Origin of the sequence: Burkholderia sp. BCC0097 (genome assembly GCF_902832985.1) — a bacterium.
GTDB lineage: Bacteria > Pseudomonadota > Gammaproteobacteria > Burkholderiales > Burkholderiaceae > Burkholderia > Burkholderia orbicola.
In genome coordinates, this window is record NZ_CADFDM010000014.1 from 64,123 (window position 1) to 77,816 (window position 13,694).

The following is a 13,694-nucleotide window of genomic DNA, read 5'->3' on the forward strand; positions in this document are numbered from 1 at the left end:
CACTCCGGTCAGTGGACATCGCGGCGCACGAATAGACGCGCGGCCGTGGCCGAACGGGGAAAGCCATGCACGTCGGACGTCTCGGCAAGCATTGCGGCGACGTCCATCTGCACGTTAGATCCCGAGCGAACGCTGCCCGCCCGATGCACGCCGATCACCTCGAGCAGCTGCAGGTCGCCCGCGCGATATCCGTCGACCGTCATCGAGGCGCGCACGTCCGGCGCCAGCCGATCGCCGTAGCGCGACGCGAGCCGCGTGAGCACACGCTCAACCGCGCGATCGCTGAATTGTCGCGACAGCGCGATCCGATCTGCGGCGAGGCGGACCGTCCGCCGGCCGCTGGACGTCAACATGAAGTGTTCGACCCGCTCGAGCCTGCCGCCGTCGGCCAGACGGGTGGCCTGCAGCGGCATCACAAGGCGCGCGACCTGGACGTCTCGCGGGCCATCGGTCCAGTCGATGGTCAGCTGCGTGCCGCGTTCGTTCTTTGCGACGCGCACTGCGAACGACGTCGCGGGGAAACCTTCACGCAACACGGTCTGCACCAACTGCGCGGTCTCGACAAGCGTCAGCACGTCGGCCAGCACCGCGGGCGCGGTTGCGGAATCCCGGCTGCCCCGCGCGCGGACGGACTCGGAGATTTGGGTACGGCGATCTGCAATGTGATGGAACATGTTGAACCTCGAATGATGGTGTACGGGACAACGTGAGGCGAGGGCGCCGGCGGCGGCCGCCGGCGCGTTCGGGTTAGCCCTTCAACTTGCGCATCTCTTCGGCGAGCACCCACATGGCGCGATTCAGGCGGAGATCCTGATCGATACCGGTCACACCGCGTGTCGACATCCGACGGCCGGTGGCCGAGCGACCACGCACCCCGCCCTTGATCACGTTCTCCTGCACGCGCTGGAACGTGGTCCAGAGGTCGGGGCGGTTGTCTTCGGTACGACGCGCGCGAAGCAGCTGATCCTCGGTGATCGGCGCGGGCGCTTCGGTCACGTCGTACCGGAGAGCCAGCACCGACCGCGCGAACGCCTGTTGCTCGCCTTCATCAAGCTGCGCGGCTTCCATCTCGCTCTTGCATTCGCGGATCAGGTCGAACCCGTCGAGCACCTCGTGCGCGCCGTCGACGACGTGGTCGACGACGTCGCCTTTGTGCGGCACCCGGATGTCGTGCGTCGTGTCGCCGAATACGAGACCGTTCTGGCAGACGAACCGGAAGTAACCGGCCAGCATCTGGTAGCTGCTCGACCCATCGTGGCTGTTGAGGAGGATGATTTCCGGGGTTTCCGGCGACGCGACCTGCGACGCGTGCCGCAGTCGGAGCATGTGCTTCGTATGCTCGCGCTTCGCGGCGACGCGCACGCGGGTCTGACAAACCATGAAGGGCTGGAACCCTTCTGCGCGAAGCTTCGTGAGGATCTCGATGGTCGGAATGTACGTGTATCGGTCCGACCGTGAGTCGTGCTTGTCCCCGGCGAAAATCGACGGCGCGACCTCACGAATCTGGTCATCGGAGAGCGGCGTGTTCGAGCGAAGGATCGGGGCGTTACTGCCAAACTTGGTTGCGAGTTGCATGGTTTTCTCCAGTGAAGATTCAGGTTCGATGCGAGTCGTTCAGGAATTCGCTGGCGTCCGTCAACACCAGACGACGTGGTCGTAAGCGACGGTGCGCCGGTAGTAGTTCCGTCCATCCCAGGGCGTGTACGTGTATTCCATGTACGCACAGTGCAGGACTCCTATCCAATGGTGCAATCGGTTCGTTTCCATCGTGACCTCCATCTGCGGTTGGTTTGCTCTTCAGGCCGACCGGGACCCAAGATTCCGAGTCCCCACGTAGGGGTTGTGCCGGTGCTGCCTGGACTTCGGCAGAACTGCTGCCGCCAGTCCCCTGAGTTCGTCGTCCCGCGACTGAAGGAGCCTGCCGGCGGGCGTGTTCAAGGGCGGTCGCAAAGCCGCACGCGGAGCGCAGCCCGAAGGGCGAGCACCGAACGGGTGCTGCGGCCGGCGGAGCGGACCCTTGAATGCGAACGACGGTGGGCTACGGTCGCGTTTGGGACGGCGAGCTCAGGGGACTGGCGGAATGCGGATAGTTGAGACGGCACCGGCTCGCCGCGCGGCGAGCGCCCCGTCTTGCGGCCGCGGCCGCAAGACTGGTGAGGTGTGTGCCGCGTGTCGCGGTCGTTCGCGACACGCGGTTGCGCTATCCTTCGGCGTGATCGTGTGAAATCTAAGACGAGTCGATGCTCATTCGAGAACAGGGAAACCTCATCAAGGTGCTGCGCGTCGAGCCTCCCAAGCAACCGCGTGCAAGGGGACGTCGGCGCGAACATGTGCTCGGCACGTTTCGCGCCGACGAGCCGATACCGCCCGAGCTGCTCGCGGCACTAACTCCCGACGAACGCGAAGGGCTCGCACGCTGGCTCTCGGTCTACCGGGAAGGCCAGGCGCGCACGGAGGCGCGTGCGATGCTGGCCTCGGCGCCTGCGCAACTGGAATCGCTCGTCGGTGCACTCGAAGTCGCGGCCGACACCATGTCGGCCGCCGAGGCAGACCGTGTCTGGGCGCAGCTGCAGGCGATCGCGCGTACACTGAAGCGTTCCGGCCATCCGCGGCCGCGCGCTGTGCGCCGGCCGCCGGCGCCGCTTCCCGGACAGCAAGATTTCTTCGGCGAATGCGACGAGCTCGAGCAGCTGGCCGAACAATGAACACGTTCCACGCGAGAATTCGACCCATGCGTCCACACCGTATCGTCAAAGACAGCGGGCGCACGCGAATCCCGACACGCCGGGCAGAAGCTCAGATCGCGCATTTGCCGGGATGGCGACGCTGGATCGCGCGGCTTGCCCGCGCCTTCAGTAAGACGACCAAGGTCCATTGAGGATCGAGCAGACGAGGTCGTCGCCGCGCTGATCACGTGGCACGGGGACCAGTTGGGCGCGAGCCGCTGGCGGTGTTCGTCGAGGCGCTCGAGCGACTTGAGCGGATGCGGGAGGGTCGATCGTACGGCCGGCCGCCCGCGCGGCACCTTGCCACCGGATCCAGGCTCGGCTGACACCGCTGCAATTTCGACCGGATGTTGCGCTCGCCCCAGCCCCCTGATGTATATACAGTGTTTCGGCGGCACCGGCCGCCGCGCGCGAGAAGGTGGGACGGACAATCTGATTCGAGTGATCGACGTTCGAGAGATCGCAGTGCGCTCCCTGGACGGTCTGGCTGCATCGGCGACTACAAGCTGGCCACCGCGCGCGGGAACCTAGTCCGCGTCCCTCGGAGTCAAGCATGATCGCCCCGCTAGGGCACCTGCTTGTAGGCGTCGAGGGTGCGCCCCGTCATCCGCACGAAACCCAGATGCAAGGCAACTGCCAGCCGGTAGAGATGCGAGCGGCGCCCATCGATCAGCGCTCGCTCGCGAGCGGAGAACGTGAAGAATATGTTGAGCTCGAACTCAGAGAGCTCTTGCGGGAAATGCCGCATGCCGAGATACGCCAACTGTCCGTGGTCCATCGCCCGCACTCCCGCGCGAAAAACGGACTGTGCAGCGTAGCGAGAAATTATTCGGCGGGCAATCGCAAACCGAAATATGACAATCGTGCAAGATGTTCAGAGAAGCGAACCTGAGCGAAGCGCAGCTCCATCGCTTCTTGTGATGGAGGTTCCCACGATCGGAAGGTCAAGAGTATTTATTGGGGGTTAGAGCACTTTCAACATGACCGTAGCAGATCCCGGACACACGCCCTGGAACTGGCTGGATGCCAGCAAGAGATGAGGCACGTCGTTGCGCGCGACGCGCATGAAACCTTCCTTTGCGAAGTAGTCCTCGGCCGTCGTCGTGAGCAAGGCAACCGCTTCGACTGCACGGCTGCGGCATTGCGCGAGCAATCGCGAAACAATCGCCTTTCCCACACCGGCTCCTCGCGCCTGTTCCGCGACCGCGATTGAACGGATCAGCGCGAAGTTGCCGTGGAATTCGATGCCGCCGCATGCGACAAGGCCCTGGGAATTCACCACCACAACGAAGTTCGTTAGGTGTTCCGCCGCGCCGGCGGTCGGCAAGTTGGACACGCGCAGGAGTGTCTCGATTGAGACCAGATCGGATACGGCGGCTGCACGAAGTTGCATGGTGTCGGTCCTCAGGTGGTGACGGCATCGGGTGTTCGGATGCGATTGACAATGCTTCGGGCTCTAACGACGTTCATGCGGCCGGCAAGCCGCGGCGAATTCCCGCGGTCACGGCATTTTGGCATGTCAGATACTGCGTTGATTCACGCGCTTAGACAGTTCCTCGGCGCTTTCCTTGCGTTCGCTGTACCGATCGACCAGGTAGGGACCGACGTCGCGCGTGAGCAAGGTTAATTTGACCAGTTCCTCCATCACGTCGACAACCCGATCGTAATACGCCGAAGGCTTCATCCGCCCAGCCTCGTCGAATTCAGCAAACGCCTTCGCGACCGACGACTGGTTCGGGATGGTCAGCATGCGCATCCAGCGGCCCAGCACGCGCATCTGATTCACCGCGTTGAACGACTGCGAGCCGCCGCTGACCTGCATCACCGCGAGCGTTTTGCCCTGCGTCGGCCGCACGGCGCCGACCGACAGCGGAATCCAGTCGATCTGCGACTTCATGATCCCGGTCATCGCGCCGTGCCGTTCCGGCGAGCACCAGACCATCCCTTCCGCCCACATCACCAGCTCGCGCAGCTCGACCACCTTCGGGTGGCTCTCGGGCGCATCATCGGGCAGCGGCAGGCCGCTCGGATTGAACACGTGGACCTCGGCACCCATCGCGGTGAGCAAGCGCTCGGCTTCCTCGACCAGCAGGCGGCTGAACGAACGCTCGCGAAACGAGCCGTATAAAAGCAAGAGCCGGGGCGGATGAGTCGACGGCGTCGCCGGCCGAAGTTGAGCGGCGTCCGGCACGCGAAACAGTGTAGCGTCGAGCTGCGGCAGGTCATTCAGATGCTCAGACACGCTTGCCCTCCGCATCGATCACGACCTCTCCGTCTTCCTTGGTGAACGGTCCCTTCTGCGGGTTCGGCAGAATGTCTAGGACGGCTTCCGACGGCCGGCAAAGCTTCGTGCCAATCGGCGTGACCACGATGGCCCGGTTCATCAAAATCGGATTCTGCCCGATGAAATCGAGCAACTCCTCATCGGTCCACTTCGGATCGCCAAGGCCGAGTTCCGCATAAGGCGTGCCCTTCTCGCGCAGCACCTCGCGCACGGTCAGGCCCGCGTCGGCCAGCAGCTTGATCAACGTTTCCCGCGACGGCGGCGTCTTGAGGTACTCGATCACGACGGGCTCCTCGCCGCTGTTGCGGATCAGGGCCAGCGTGTTACGCGACGTGCCGCAGTCGGGGTTGTGGTAAATCGTGATGTCGCTCATGTAGAGGTTCCTTTGTTTGATAGGTCGATGGCTTGCTGCCGGATTTGCGCGATCGCGAAGCGGAACAGAATCGCGCCCGCCGAGCCAATACCGGCCAAGGCCAATAGCGTGCCGGGATAGCCGTTCCCGGCGGCATACAGAAGTGACGCGACGAACGGGCCTGCTGCGATAGCGATCTGTACCGGGGTCGCCATTGCCCCGCTGATCGCCCCGTACGCAGCTCGCCCGTACAGTTCCGCCGGCAGCGCTCCGCGGACGATGGTCATGATGCCGTTGCTGATGCCATACAGTGCGGCGAATACGACGTACAACGGTAGCCAGTCACCCGATGCAAAGAGCAGGATCAACGACAACGGCAACAGGGAGATCGCTGCCATGCCGACGTGGCGCGTGCTGGCGCGTTTGCCGATCGTCGTCTCGAGCACGCGACCAAGAACCTGCATCGGCCCAACCAACGCACCCACCCATGCCGCGTTCGCGGCGGAAATGCCGTGTGCCTGCAAGACCGGGATCATGTGCAGCGACATCGCGGCGAACACCAGCGCATTGAGCGTGACCGCTGCCGTCACCAGATAGAAAGCCGGCTCGCGCAGGACAGCGATGAGGTTGGTAGCCGGATCTTCCGTGCGCGCCGCTGCAACCCCGTGCGTTGCCTTGCCGCGCTTCGGTAAGGTGGCGTGAATGGGTAGGCAGACCAGCAGGTTCGCCACGGCATAGAGAAGCCATGTCTCTCGCCACCCGGCATGCTGCAACAGGGTTTGCGTCAGCGGCCAGAAAACCGCGCTGGCGAAGCCGCCGAACAAGGTCAGATGCGTGATGGCCCGGCGATAGTTGGTGCCGAACGCCTGCGTAATGACCGCGAACGCGGGCTGATACAGCGTCGCGCTCATTGCGACGCCAATGCCGGCCCATGCGAGATACAGCCCTACAACGCCATGCACGCGTGACAGGCAAGCAAGCATGAGCGCCGCAAGTAGCGATCCGGTTGCCATCAGCAAGCGCCCACCCATGCGATCGATGATGGCGCCAGCCGACGTGGAGCACAGCCCGGAGATCAGTAGCGCCACCGAGTAAGCACCAACGACAATCGGTTTCGACAGCCCCAGCTCGTCCTGCATAGGCTGCATCAGGACGCCGTACGCGTAGAACATCGAACCCCACCCGATGATCTGCGTCAGCCCGAGCGAGGGCGTCAGCCAAGCGCGCGGACGGGGCGTCCTGTTGGACATGTCAGGTCCGGCACTCGTACCAGCCCTTCGACTGGTTCACGATGCGCACCACCAGAAGCATGACCGGTACTTCGATCAGCACACCGACGACGGTGGCCAGCGCCGCACCGGAATGGAAACCGAACAGGCTGATCGCGGCCGCGACCGCCAGCTCGAAGAAGTTCGACGCGCCGATCAGCGCCGACGGGCATGCAATGTTGTGCTTTTCGCCGATCGCACGATTGAGCCAGTACGCGAGCGCCGAATTGAAGAACACCTGAATCAGGATCGGCACAGCGAGCAGCGCGATCACCAGCGGTTGCTTCAGGATCGCTTCGCCCTGGAACGCGAACAGCAGCACCAGCGTGGCCAGCAGTGCGGAGATCGACCACGGGCCGATCTTCGCCATCGCGGCATCGAACGCCGCCTGTCCTTTCGCGAGCAACACCTTGCGCCAGACCTGCGCGAGGATCACCGGAATGACGATGTAGAGCACGACCGACGTAAGCAGCGTCGCCCACGGCACCGTGATCGCGGACATGCCGAGCAGCAGCCCTACCAGCGGCGCGAACGCGATCACCATGATGCTGTCGTTCAAAGCAACTTGGGACAGCGTGAACAGCGGATCACCGCCGGTCAGCCGGCTCCATACGAACACCATCGCCGTGCACGGCGCCGCAGCGAGCAGGATCAGGCCGGCGATGTAGCTGTCGAGCTGATCCGCCGGCAGCATCGGCGCGAACAGGTGGCGGATGAACAGCCAGCCGAGGAATGCCATCGAGAACGGCTTGACCAGCCAGTTTACGATGAGCGTGACGCCGATGCCTTTGACGTGCTGACGCACTTCGTGCAATGCGCCGAAGTCGACCTTGACCAGCATCGGGATGATCATCACCCAGATCAGCAGTCCGACCGGGAGGTTCACCTGCGCGTACTCCATCCGGCCGATCTGCTGGAACAGGCCGGGAAGCACCTGGCCGAGCGCGATGCCGGCGACGATACACAGCGCGACCCAGACGGTCAGGTACCGTTCGAAGAAGTTGATGGAGGGCTTTGCGACGGCCTTGCCGGGCGGGGCGATGTTGGACGTGTTCATTGGACAGGGTTCAGTCTCGAAGTCGTTGGCGGCCGCTAGTTTCGGCAGACCGCCGCGCGAATGATCAGGTTTGCGAGATCTCAGTCAACGCCGTCTGGAGTTCGGCATTGCTCATGCGGTCAAGCGGTAGCGCCAGCAACTGCAGCATGCGGTAGCCGATCGCCTGACGTGTGAGTTCGAACGCGAGGCGCTTGCCTTCGTCACCGCCCGTCGCATTCGACGGATCGGCGTAGCCCCAATGGACTTTGACCGGGCTGCCGGGCCAGTATGGGCAGGTTTCCGCCGCCGCGCTGTCGCACACGGTGATGACGACGCGCATTTCCGGTACGCCGTCGCCGACGAATTCGTCCCAGCTTTTGCTGCGATAGCCGTCGACGTCGACGCCGGCGTTCGTCAGCGCTTCCAGCGCGAACGGATTGAGGCGACCGCTCGGCGCGCTACCTGCGCTGTACGCGCGTACATCCTTGCCGAGCTTCGCGGCCCAATGATTGAGCATCCCTTCCGACAGCACGCTGCGCGCCGAGTTGTGGGTGCAGAGGATCAGTACGTTCGTAGTCATGTCAAAACATCCGGATTTACTGTTGGCCGATATCGCGCACCGATTTCTCCAGTGCGACGTTATCGAGTTTGGTGAGCGGCAATGACAGCAGCAGGTCGATCCGACGCTTCAGCGTCAGCGCGGCGTCGTGCATGGCCTGCTGCTTCTGTTCATCGGAGCCCTCGACATCGGCCGGGTCGGGCACGCCCCAATGTGCGGTAACCGGTTGACCGGGCCAGATCGGGCAGACTTCGCCGGCGGCCTTGTCGCACACAGTGAAAACGAAGTCGAGCGCGGGCGCGTCTGGCGCGGCGAATTCGTCCCAGCTCTTGCTTCGATACCCTTCGGTCGACAAGTGCCACCGTGCCAGCTCGCGCAGTGCGAACGGGTTCACCTCGCCTTTCGGATGACTGCCGGCGGAGTAGGCAACGAAACGCCCGTCGCCGAGCTGGTTCAGTAGCCCCTCCGACAGGATCGATCGTGCGGAATTGCCGGTGCAGATGAACAGCACGTTGTAGCGCTTGTCGCTCATGGTTGGACCTCAGCAGCAGGCAGATTTCACGGCCGCGCCGGTCGGATTGCCGCGCGCAGGAGTACAGCAAGCGGCAGTGTCGGCATTCGATTCGGCCGGCTGCGCATTACGGGATTCGCCATAGGTCGGGACGTTCCCGAGCGTCTGGTACGTCTCCCATGCAATGCCTTGCGGGTCCACCGTCCAGTACTTGTCGGAGCGCGCGTAGCAACACGTCGTACCCGTTTGTTCGTCGAGGGGCAGTGCGGCGTCGCTGAGACGCTCGTGCATTTCGGCCAGCTCGGCATCGTTTTCGACCTGTACGCCGAGGTGATCGAGGCCGGCCGCAGCGCCGCGCTGCGAGATCGCAAAGTTGACACGGGGATCGTCGAGCATCCACTTCGCATAGTCGGTCTTGACGACGGTCGGTTCGGCGGCGAACAGCGCCGAATAGAAATGGATGCTGTCAGCGAGATTCGGCACGCTGAGGTGCACGTGAAAGCGCTTCATGATTGTTGCTCCTTGGATGGAGAACATGCACCAACTGGCGAGCAGGGATTGCCGCCGCAACAGTTCTCCGTGAGATAGGCCAGCAGGCTGTTCATCGTGGCGAAGTTCGCGCAATAGAAAACGAAGCGACCTTCCTGCCGGCTGGTGACAAGCTGTGCATGCGCCAGCTCCTTCAGATGAAAGGAGAGCGACGACGGCGGCACGTCCAGCAGTGTTGCAATCTGCCCGGCCGGCATGCCTTCCGGCCCGGCCTGTACGAGGGCGCGGAAGACGGCGAGCCGGGACTCGTGGGCAAGCGCCGCAAGGGCGGCAATAGTTTGGTTCGTTTCCATGATTCCATATTAGTCGAAATATCGAATTAGAGGCAAGAATTTCGTCCGCTTGCTGATCTCCAGAGCCAGCGGCGCACCCAGAGTCGTGGACGGAGCCCTCTGGAGAATAGATGAAGCGACGATCAGGAAGCCCTTGAATTCGCTGAACATTATTTAAGGGCCTGGCCGCAGACCCTTACCAGGCCTACCGCGCGCAACACCGGTAAAGCGCACGAAAATCAAGGGGAGGCCTTCATCGGGAGCTCGTGGTCGAAGCCGACTCTAACGTAGCCGGCGTGGACATCGATAGGGCGGATTAGGGGGCGCTGGTGAGCGTCCGTCAGTAGTTGTGCGACGAACGGTACTGCAACTCTAGAGGCCAAGTCGCCTGCGTCTTAAGTCGGGGTAGCACGGTACGAATCGCCGTCACGGCGGATCTCGTACCACCTCGTTCCTCCGAATTCGGCCGCCGCGCTGTCCGGGCGTGCATAGAGGAGGCCCAGCATGCGGACGGACTCCCCCTGCCCGGGGAGACGATCGAGGTCACCTCGGAGGATCATGTTCCGACCATTGACAGCAACTGCGAGCGTGCGCCTCCTTGTCATTTGGAGCCCGTCTGGTTGCTCGCGCGTTGCCGGCGATTTCGAACTTCCCCCGGACGCGATTTCCCAAACAGCAAGGTCCGTGAGCGACGGCGTGTGGCGCAGCATCGCTCCCTCGAAAAACCATCCGGCTAGTAACGACATCGTCAGTGCTCCCTATTCAACGGCCGTCGGAAGCAAAAAGCGGTTGCTTGCTGCGTCCGGCGGGTAATACAGCATATTGGACGTTGCGCGATTCTCAACGTATCACTGTATGAAGTGCAGGATCAGTATCGCGCAGCCGCCGACCATACCGACAATCCCCGCAGTTACCCCCGCAGTCTTATTCAACCTTCCGAAAAGATAGATAAGTGCTGCGACAACGGCGATCCAAGCAATCCCGCATCCCAAGATCTCTAGCAGACCTGTTCCGGGCGCGAGAATGCTCCGAGGTTCCAATTCCATTGGCGCTCACCTTATTTGATAGCAATCCGAATGATTTTACATAACAGATACTAACGTCGACATTTTGCACATTTTAAGGTAACGCTCAAGCGCGTCGAGAACTTCGGCTTCAGTCCCGGAAACGTCCCATACTGTCGGCCACCCGCCATACTTATTCACCAGATCGCGCGCCAGATACCAACGACCGCCTGAAGGCGGCCGTTGCCTGGTGCGGGCTTTCGGCATGAAGTCGACGCTCCTGTACCTCGACGTCGGAATGCGTTCCGGCCACCTGCTCGATCATCTGCAGCGACATCAGCGTCAGGCGCGCCTCACCGCATTTCTCTATCGTCGCCTGCAGCTGCGACTTCAGCACCGGCGAACCGTCGCGCAGCGCAGCCGCGACCAAGTCGTCGCGCATCGTACGCAGCGCTGCGCGACGTCGGCCCGCTCATCCGCATCGCGATCGAAGGACAGCCGCTCGATCATCTCGATCGCCAGGCCTTGAACGCGCGCGCGCAAAGCTGTGAATTCGGTACGGCTGTAGCTGCGCAACGGCATCTGTGCCAGCTGCTGCAGGGAACGGTCGGCCATCGTTCAGGCAGTCGCCGGCTGCGTTGCCGCGCCAAAGGCCTCGGCTCGGGATTCGTCCGTGACGGCATCGCGCGTCACGATCGCCGTTGCGCACCGCTTCGAGAGTGGGCGCTTCGCTATTCTCTGAGCGCGCGATCGACGGCTCGTACTAATCTATCCGATGGTTTTCTACGTGCTCGCCCCAAAACTTAATCGGATCGCGACGAACGATTAGTTGCGATCACACTAATCACCAAGCCGCATCGCTACACCTTGGGGCCGCCCGAAAAGCGCGGATTTTACCGCCATCGACTATCAATCAGGCGAATCGATTCCACCAGTGATAGCATCCGCGGCCGCAGAGGCACGGCATCTCATCTGTACGATTGGAATATGCTGGTTTGTCCATCGCGACTCACCAACATGACGTTGTACGGCAAGTGGCGTCCGTTATATGCCGGCCCGTCCATACCAGGAGCCCCAATCGGCATGGAAGGTACAGCCAATCCGATTGCTTTCGGTCGCTCGCGCAGAAGGCGCTTGATTTCACGAGCCGGAACATGTCCTTCGATAGCATATCCCTGCACGATACCCGTATGGCACGAAGCGTAGCGATCAGGCATGCCTGCTTTACGTCTTGCCTCGACTGTATCGTCGACATTTTGCACGGCCACCTTGAAGCCGTTGTTCTTGAGATGTGATACCCAGTCTTCGCAGCAACCGCAGGTTGGTGTCTTCCATACTTGCACGACAGGCTTGCCAGCAGTCTCCTGCGAAAACGCTATGACGGGCAAAAGTGCCAACCCGGCCACGACTGATCGCCTTGCGTGTGAAATCGATCCGACCTTCAAAGGCTTTTTCATACAAACTCCTCCTTAATTGAATGGGTATATCGGCGGAAACTATCCAGTACCGGACATGATCAACTTGCCAAGTATTGAGCGTACTGTACTGTTGCATGGCATTAGCGGATATTACCAGTGTCCCCAAGGGAGTAGCGCCCAGGTTGGGTGTTGATCGCCTTGACGGTGTGGGCGACAATTGCTTCAACGCCGAGCTGCCCGAACTCCGAGCTTGCGTGACGCGGGTCGCCGCCATAGACTCCATCCGCAACCCCGGGTTTAGCCGCGTTGCGCAGTTCTTCGACACGCACCATTTGCGGAACAACCGCCAGTTGCAATGATGTGTCCGCGAGTCCGGCGTGCGTACCGATCTCGTCGCTTCGCACGCGACGCTCGCGCAAAATCTGCGCGTAGCCGTCAAAACTCGACGCATAATATTCTGATGGGACGAACGCACGCGCGCGTGACCCCGTCCAGGGCATGTCGTTATACACAACGTCCTCGTTGTTCGGCGACGGCGACGAAGCCCGTTTACTTTCAATGACATAGAGCGGCGCTTGTAAACTGTCGGCGGATCGCGTCTACTCTCCGCTTTTGAGCGGATGCCTTGGTCACCGAATCGACGCCCTGGACACAAACGGAATTCGAGCAACTGGACCTTGGCGACGCGCGCCTGAACAAGCGAGCGAGGCTTTTGATGGAAAGGATGGCGGCGGACCCGACGGCCAGCGTGCCGCAGGCATGTCACGGTTGGGGCGAAACGATAGCGGCGTACCGCTTCTTCGATAACGAGAAGGTCCAGTGGCATGCGATTCTGGAGCCGCATTGGCAGCAGACGCAAAAGCGGATGCAAACGCATCAGGTTGTGCTCTGTCTTCAAGACACCACCGAGCTTGATTTCAATGGTCAGGATGCGCTCGGATTGGGGCCGCTGACGTATGAGGCGCAGCGCGGGATGTTTGTTCATCCGACCTATGCGGTGACGCCGCAGCGCGAGCCGTTGGGCATCCTTGACGTATGGATGTGGGCCCGCGAGAAGAAGGACGACTCGGGCCGACGTGGTGGCCCGAAGGAAAGTTTGCGTTGGATCGAAGGCTACGAGCGCATCGCCGAGATGGCGCCGGATATGTCCTCGACCCGTCTGCTGTATGTGGCCGACCGCGAAGCGGATTTGATGGCGTTGATGGAGCGCGCCGACGCGTTGGGCAACCCGGCCGACTGGCTGGTACGTGCCGCGCATAACCGCAGCCTGCCCGAAGGCGATAAGTTGTGGGAGTACGCCACGCACGACGAAGCGGTGGGCGAAATCGCCTTCCCGATGGCCGCGCGCCAAGGTGTGAAAGCGCGCACGGTGCGCCAGCGCCTGTGGCTGCGGCGCGTGCAGTTGCCTGCGAGCAAGGGCAAAAGCGTCGCTGCAACGTGCCTGGTCGCGCGCGAGTTTGACGCACCAGCCGGTGTGAAGCCGATCGAATGGCGCTTGCTGACTAACCGTACGGCGACCACGCTGGATGAAGCGACGGAATTGATCGAGTGGTATCGGGCCAGATGGGAAATCGAAATCCTGTTCAACGTTCTGAAGAACGGCTGTCAGGTCGAAGAACTGCAGTTGGGCACGATTGAGCGACTTGAGCGTAAGCGCTCTTTGATTGACGCCATTGCACGGCGAGGCTGATTCACCGAGGCTACGTGTCCATGTT

15 protein-coding genes and 2 pseudogenes are annotated in these 13,694 nt (G+C 62.1%); 2 read left to right on the forward strand and 15 right to left on the reverse strand.

Annotated elements, in window-relative coordinates; all coding sequences use genetic code 11:
- Positions 1–8: 8 nt before the first annotated feature.
- Positions 9–674, reverse strand: a complete 666-nt coding sequence (locus HWX07_RS33950) for an LPD29 domain-containing protein (protein WP_027810086.1) — start codon at positions 672–674, stop codon at positions 9–11.
- Between the two features lie 73 nt (positions 675–747).
- Positions 748–1,575: a DUF932 domain-containing protein gene (locus HWX07_RS33955; RefSeq protein ID WP_027810087.1), complete on the reverse strand. Its 828-nt coding sequence runs from the start codon at positions 1,573–1,575 to the stop codon at positions 748–750.
- A gap of 665 nt (positions 1,576–2,240) precedes the next feature.
- Between HWX07_RS33955 and HWX07_RS33960 the strand changes: the two genes are divergently transcribed.
- Entirely contained in the window at positions 2,241–2,705 is a 465-nt protein-coding gene (locus HWX07_RS33960; RefSeq protein WP_027810088.1) for a hypothetical protein, read from the forward strand.
- Between the two features lie 589 nt (positions 2,706–3,294).
- On the opposite strand, the pseudogene HWX07_RS33965 reads toward HWX07_RS33960, so the two are convergent.
- From HWX07_RS33965 to HWX07_RS34025, 13 genes and pseudogenes are all read right to left on the reverse strand, one after another.
- Positions 3,295–3,504: pseudogene (locus tag HWX07_RS33965) on the reverse strand (DUF4158 domain-containing protein); the annotation flags it as partial.
- A 186-nt stretch (positions 3,505–3,690) separates the two neighbouring features.
- The gene (arsN2, locus tag HWX07_RS33970; protein WP_027810089.1) at positions 3,691–4,119 is read right to left on the reverse strand and encodes an arsenic resistance N-acetyltransferase ArsN2; all 429 of its coding nucleotides are present in this window, start codon (positions 4,117–4,119) and stop codon (positions 3,691–3,693) included.
- Positions 4,120–4,245: 126 nt separating this feature from the next.
- A complete protein-coding gene (gene arsH, locus HWX07_RS33975) occupies positions 4,246–4,983 on the reverse strand; it encodes an arsenical resistance protein ArsH (protein WP_077186795.1) in 738 nt (245 codons plus the stop codon).
- Positions 4,961–5,383 carry an arsenate reductase (glutaredoxin) gene (gene arsC, locus HWX07_RS33980; protein ID WP_027810091.1) on the reverse strand — a complete coding sequence of 141 codons (423 nt, stop codon included), beginning with the start codon at positions 5,381–5,383 and terminating at the stop codon, positions 4,961–4,963. The genes arsH and arsC overlap by 23 nt, the downstream gene beginning before the upstream one ends.
- Positions 5,380–6,612 (reverse strand): MFS transporter, encoded by a 1,233-nt coding sequence (locus HWX07_RS33985; protein ID WP_027810092.1) that lies wholly within the window; start codon positions 6,610–6,612, stop codon positions 5,380–5,382. The genes arsC and HWX07_RS33985 overlap by 4 nt, the downstream gene beginning before the upstream one ends.
- 1 nt (position 6,613) lies before the next feature.
- Positions 6,614–7,687: an ACR3 family arsenite efflux transporter gene (arsB, locus tag HWX07_RS33990; protein WP_027810093.1), complete on the reverse strand. Its 1,074-nt coding sequence runs from the start codon at positions 7,685–7,687 to the stop codon at positions 6,614–6,616.
- Between the two features lie 64 nt (positions 7,688–7,751).
- Positions 7,752–8,246 carry an arsenate reductase ArsC gene (locus HWX07_RS33995; protein WP_027810094.1) on the reverse strand — a complete coding sequence of 165 codons (495 nt, stop codon included), beginning with the start codon at positions 8,244–8,246 and terminating at the stop codon, positions 7,752–7,754.
- A 16-nt stretch (positions 8,247–8,262) separates the two neighbouring features.
- On the reverse strand, positions 8,263–8,757 hold the full coding sequence (locus tag HWX07_RS34000) for an arsenate reductase ArsC (RefSeq protein ID WP_027810095.1): 495 nt from the start codon (positions 8,755–8,757) through the stop codon (positions 8,263–8,265).
- A 9-nt stretch (positions 8,758–8,766) separates the two neighbouring features.
- Entirely contained in the window at positions 8,767–9,246 is a 480-nt protein-coding gene (locus tag HWX07_RS34005; RefSeq protein ID WP_027810096.1) for an ArsI/CadI family heavy metal resistance metalloenzyme, read from the reverse strand.
- Complete coding sequence (locus HWX07_RS34010) at positions 9,243–9,578, reverse strand: metalloregulator ArsR/SmtB family transcription factor (RefSeq protein WP_027810097.1); 336 nt, start codon at positions 9,576–9,578, stop codon at positions 9,243–9,245. Before HWX07_RS34010 ends, HWX07_RS34005 begins: the two co-directional genes overlap by 4 nt.
- 1,287 nt (positions 9,579–10,865) lie before the next feature.
- Positions 10,866–11,176: pseudogene (locus tag HWX07_RS34015) on the reverse strand (integrase); the annotation flags it as partial.
- A gap of 353 nt (positions 11,177–11,529) precedes the next feature.
- Positions 11,530–12,018 (reverse strand): DUF411 domain-containing protein, encoded by a 489-nt coding sequence (locus HWX07_RS34020; protein ID WP_077186796.1) that lies wholly within the window; start codon positions 12,016–12,018, stop codon positions 11,530–11,532.
- Between the two features lie 101 nt (positions 12,019–12,119).
- Positions 12,120–12,491, reverse strand: a complete 372-nt coding sequence (locus tag HWX07_RS34025) for a creatininase family protein (protein WP_306172480.1) — start codon at positions 12,489–12,491, stop codon at positions 12,120–12,122.
- Positions 12,492–12,604: 113 nt separating this feature from the next.
- Here HWX07_RS34025 and HWX07_RS34030 point away from each other — a divergent pair, with 113 nt between their 5' ends.
- Positions 12,605–13,669 (forward strand): IS4 family transposase, encoded by a 1,065-nt coding sequence (locus tag HWX07_RS34030; RefSeq protein WP_077186797.1) that lies wholly within the window; start codon positions 12,605–12,607, stop codon positions 13,667–13,669.
- Positions 13,670–13,694 lie beyond the last annotated feature (25 nt).

Coding starts and splice junctions, on each gene's coding strand:
- HWX07_RS33950 (WP_027810086.1), bottom strand. CDS start 674: ATGTTCCATCACATTGCAGATCGCCGTACCCAAATCTCCGAGTCCGTC.
- HWX07_RS33955 (WP_027810087.1), bottom strand. CDS start 1,575: ATGCAACTCGCAACCAAGTTTGGCAGTAACGCCCCGATCCTTCGCTCG.
- HWX07_RS33960 (WP_027810088.1), top strand. CDS start 2,241: ATGCTCATTCGAGAACAGGGAAACCTCATCAAGGTGCTGCGCGTCGAG.
- arsN2 (WP_027810089.1), bottom strand. CDS start 4,119: ATGCAACTTCGTGCAGCCGCCGTATCCGATCTGGTCTCAATCGAGACA.
- arsH (WP_077186795.1), bottom strand. CDS start 4,983: ATGCGGAGGGCAAGCGTGTCTGAGCATCTGAATGACCTGCCGCAGCTC.
- arsC (WP_027810091.1), bottom strand. CDS start 5,383: ATGAGCGACATCACGATTTACCACAACCCCGACTGCGGCACGTCGCGT.
- HWX07_RS33985 (WP_027810092.1), bottom strand. CDS start 6,612: ATGTCCAACAGGACGCCCCGTCCGCGCGCTTGGCTGACGCCCTCGCTC.
- arsB (WP_027810093.1), bottom strand. CDS start 7,687: ATGAACACGTCCAACATCGCCCCGCCCGGCAAGGCCGTCGCAAAGCCC.
- HWX07_RS33995 (WP_027810094.1), bottom strand. CDS start 8,246: ATGACTACGAACGTACTGATCCTCTGCACCCACAACTCGGCGCGCAGC.
- HWX07_RS34000 (WP_027810095.1), bottom strand. CDS start 8,757: ATGAGCGACAAGCGCTACAACGTGCTGTTCATCTGCACCGGCAATTCC.
- HWX07_RS34005 (WP_027810096.1), bottom strand. CDS start 9,246: ATGAAGCGCTTTCACGTGCACCTCAGCGTGCCGAATCTCGCTGACAGC.
- HWX07_RS34010 (WP_027810097.1), bottom strand. CDS start 9,578: ATGGAAACGAACCAAACTATTGCCGCCCTTGCGGCGCTTGCCCACGAG.
- HWX07_RS34020 (WP_077186796.1), bottom strand. CDS start 12,018: ATGAAAAAGCCTTTGAAGGTCGGATCGATTTCACACGCAAGGCGATCA.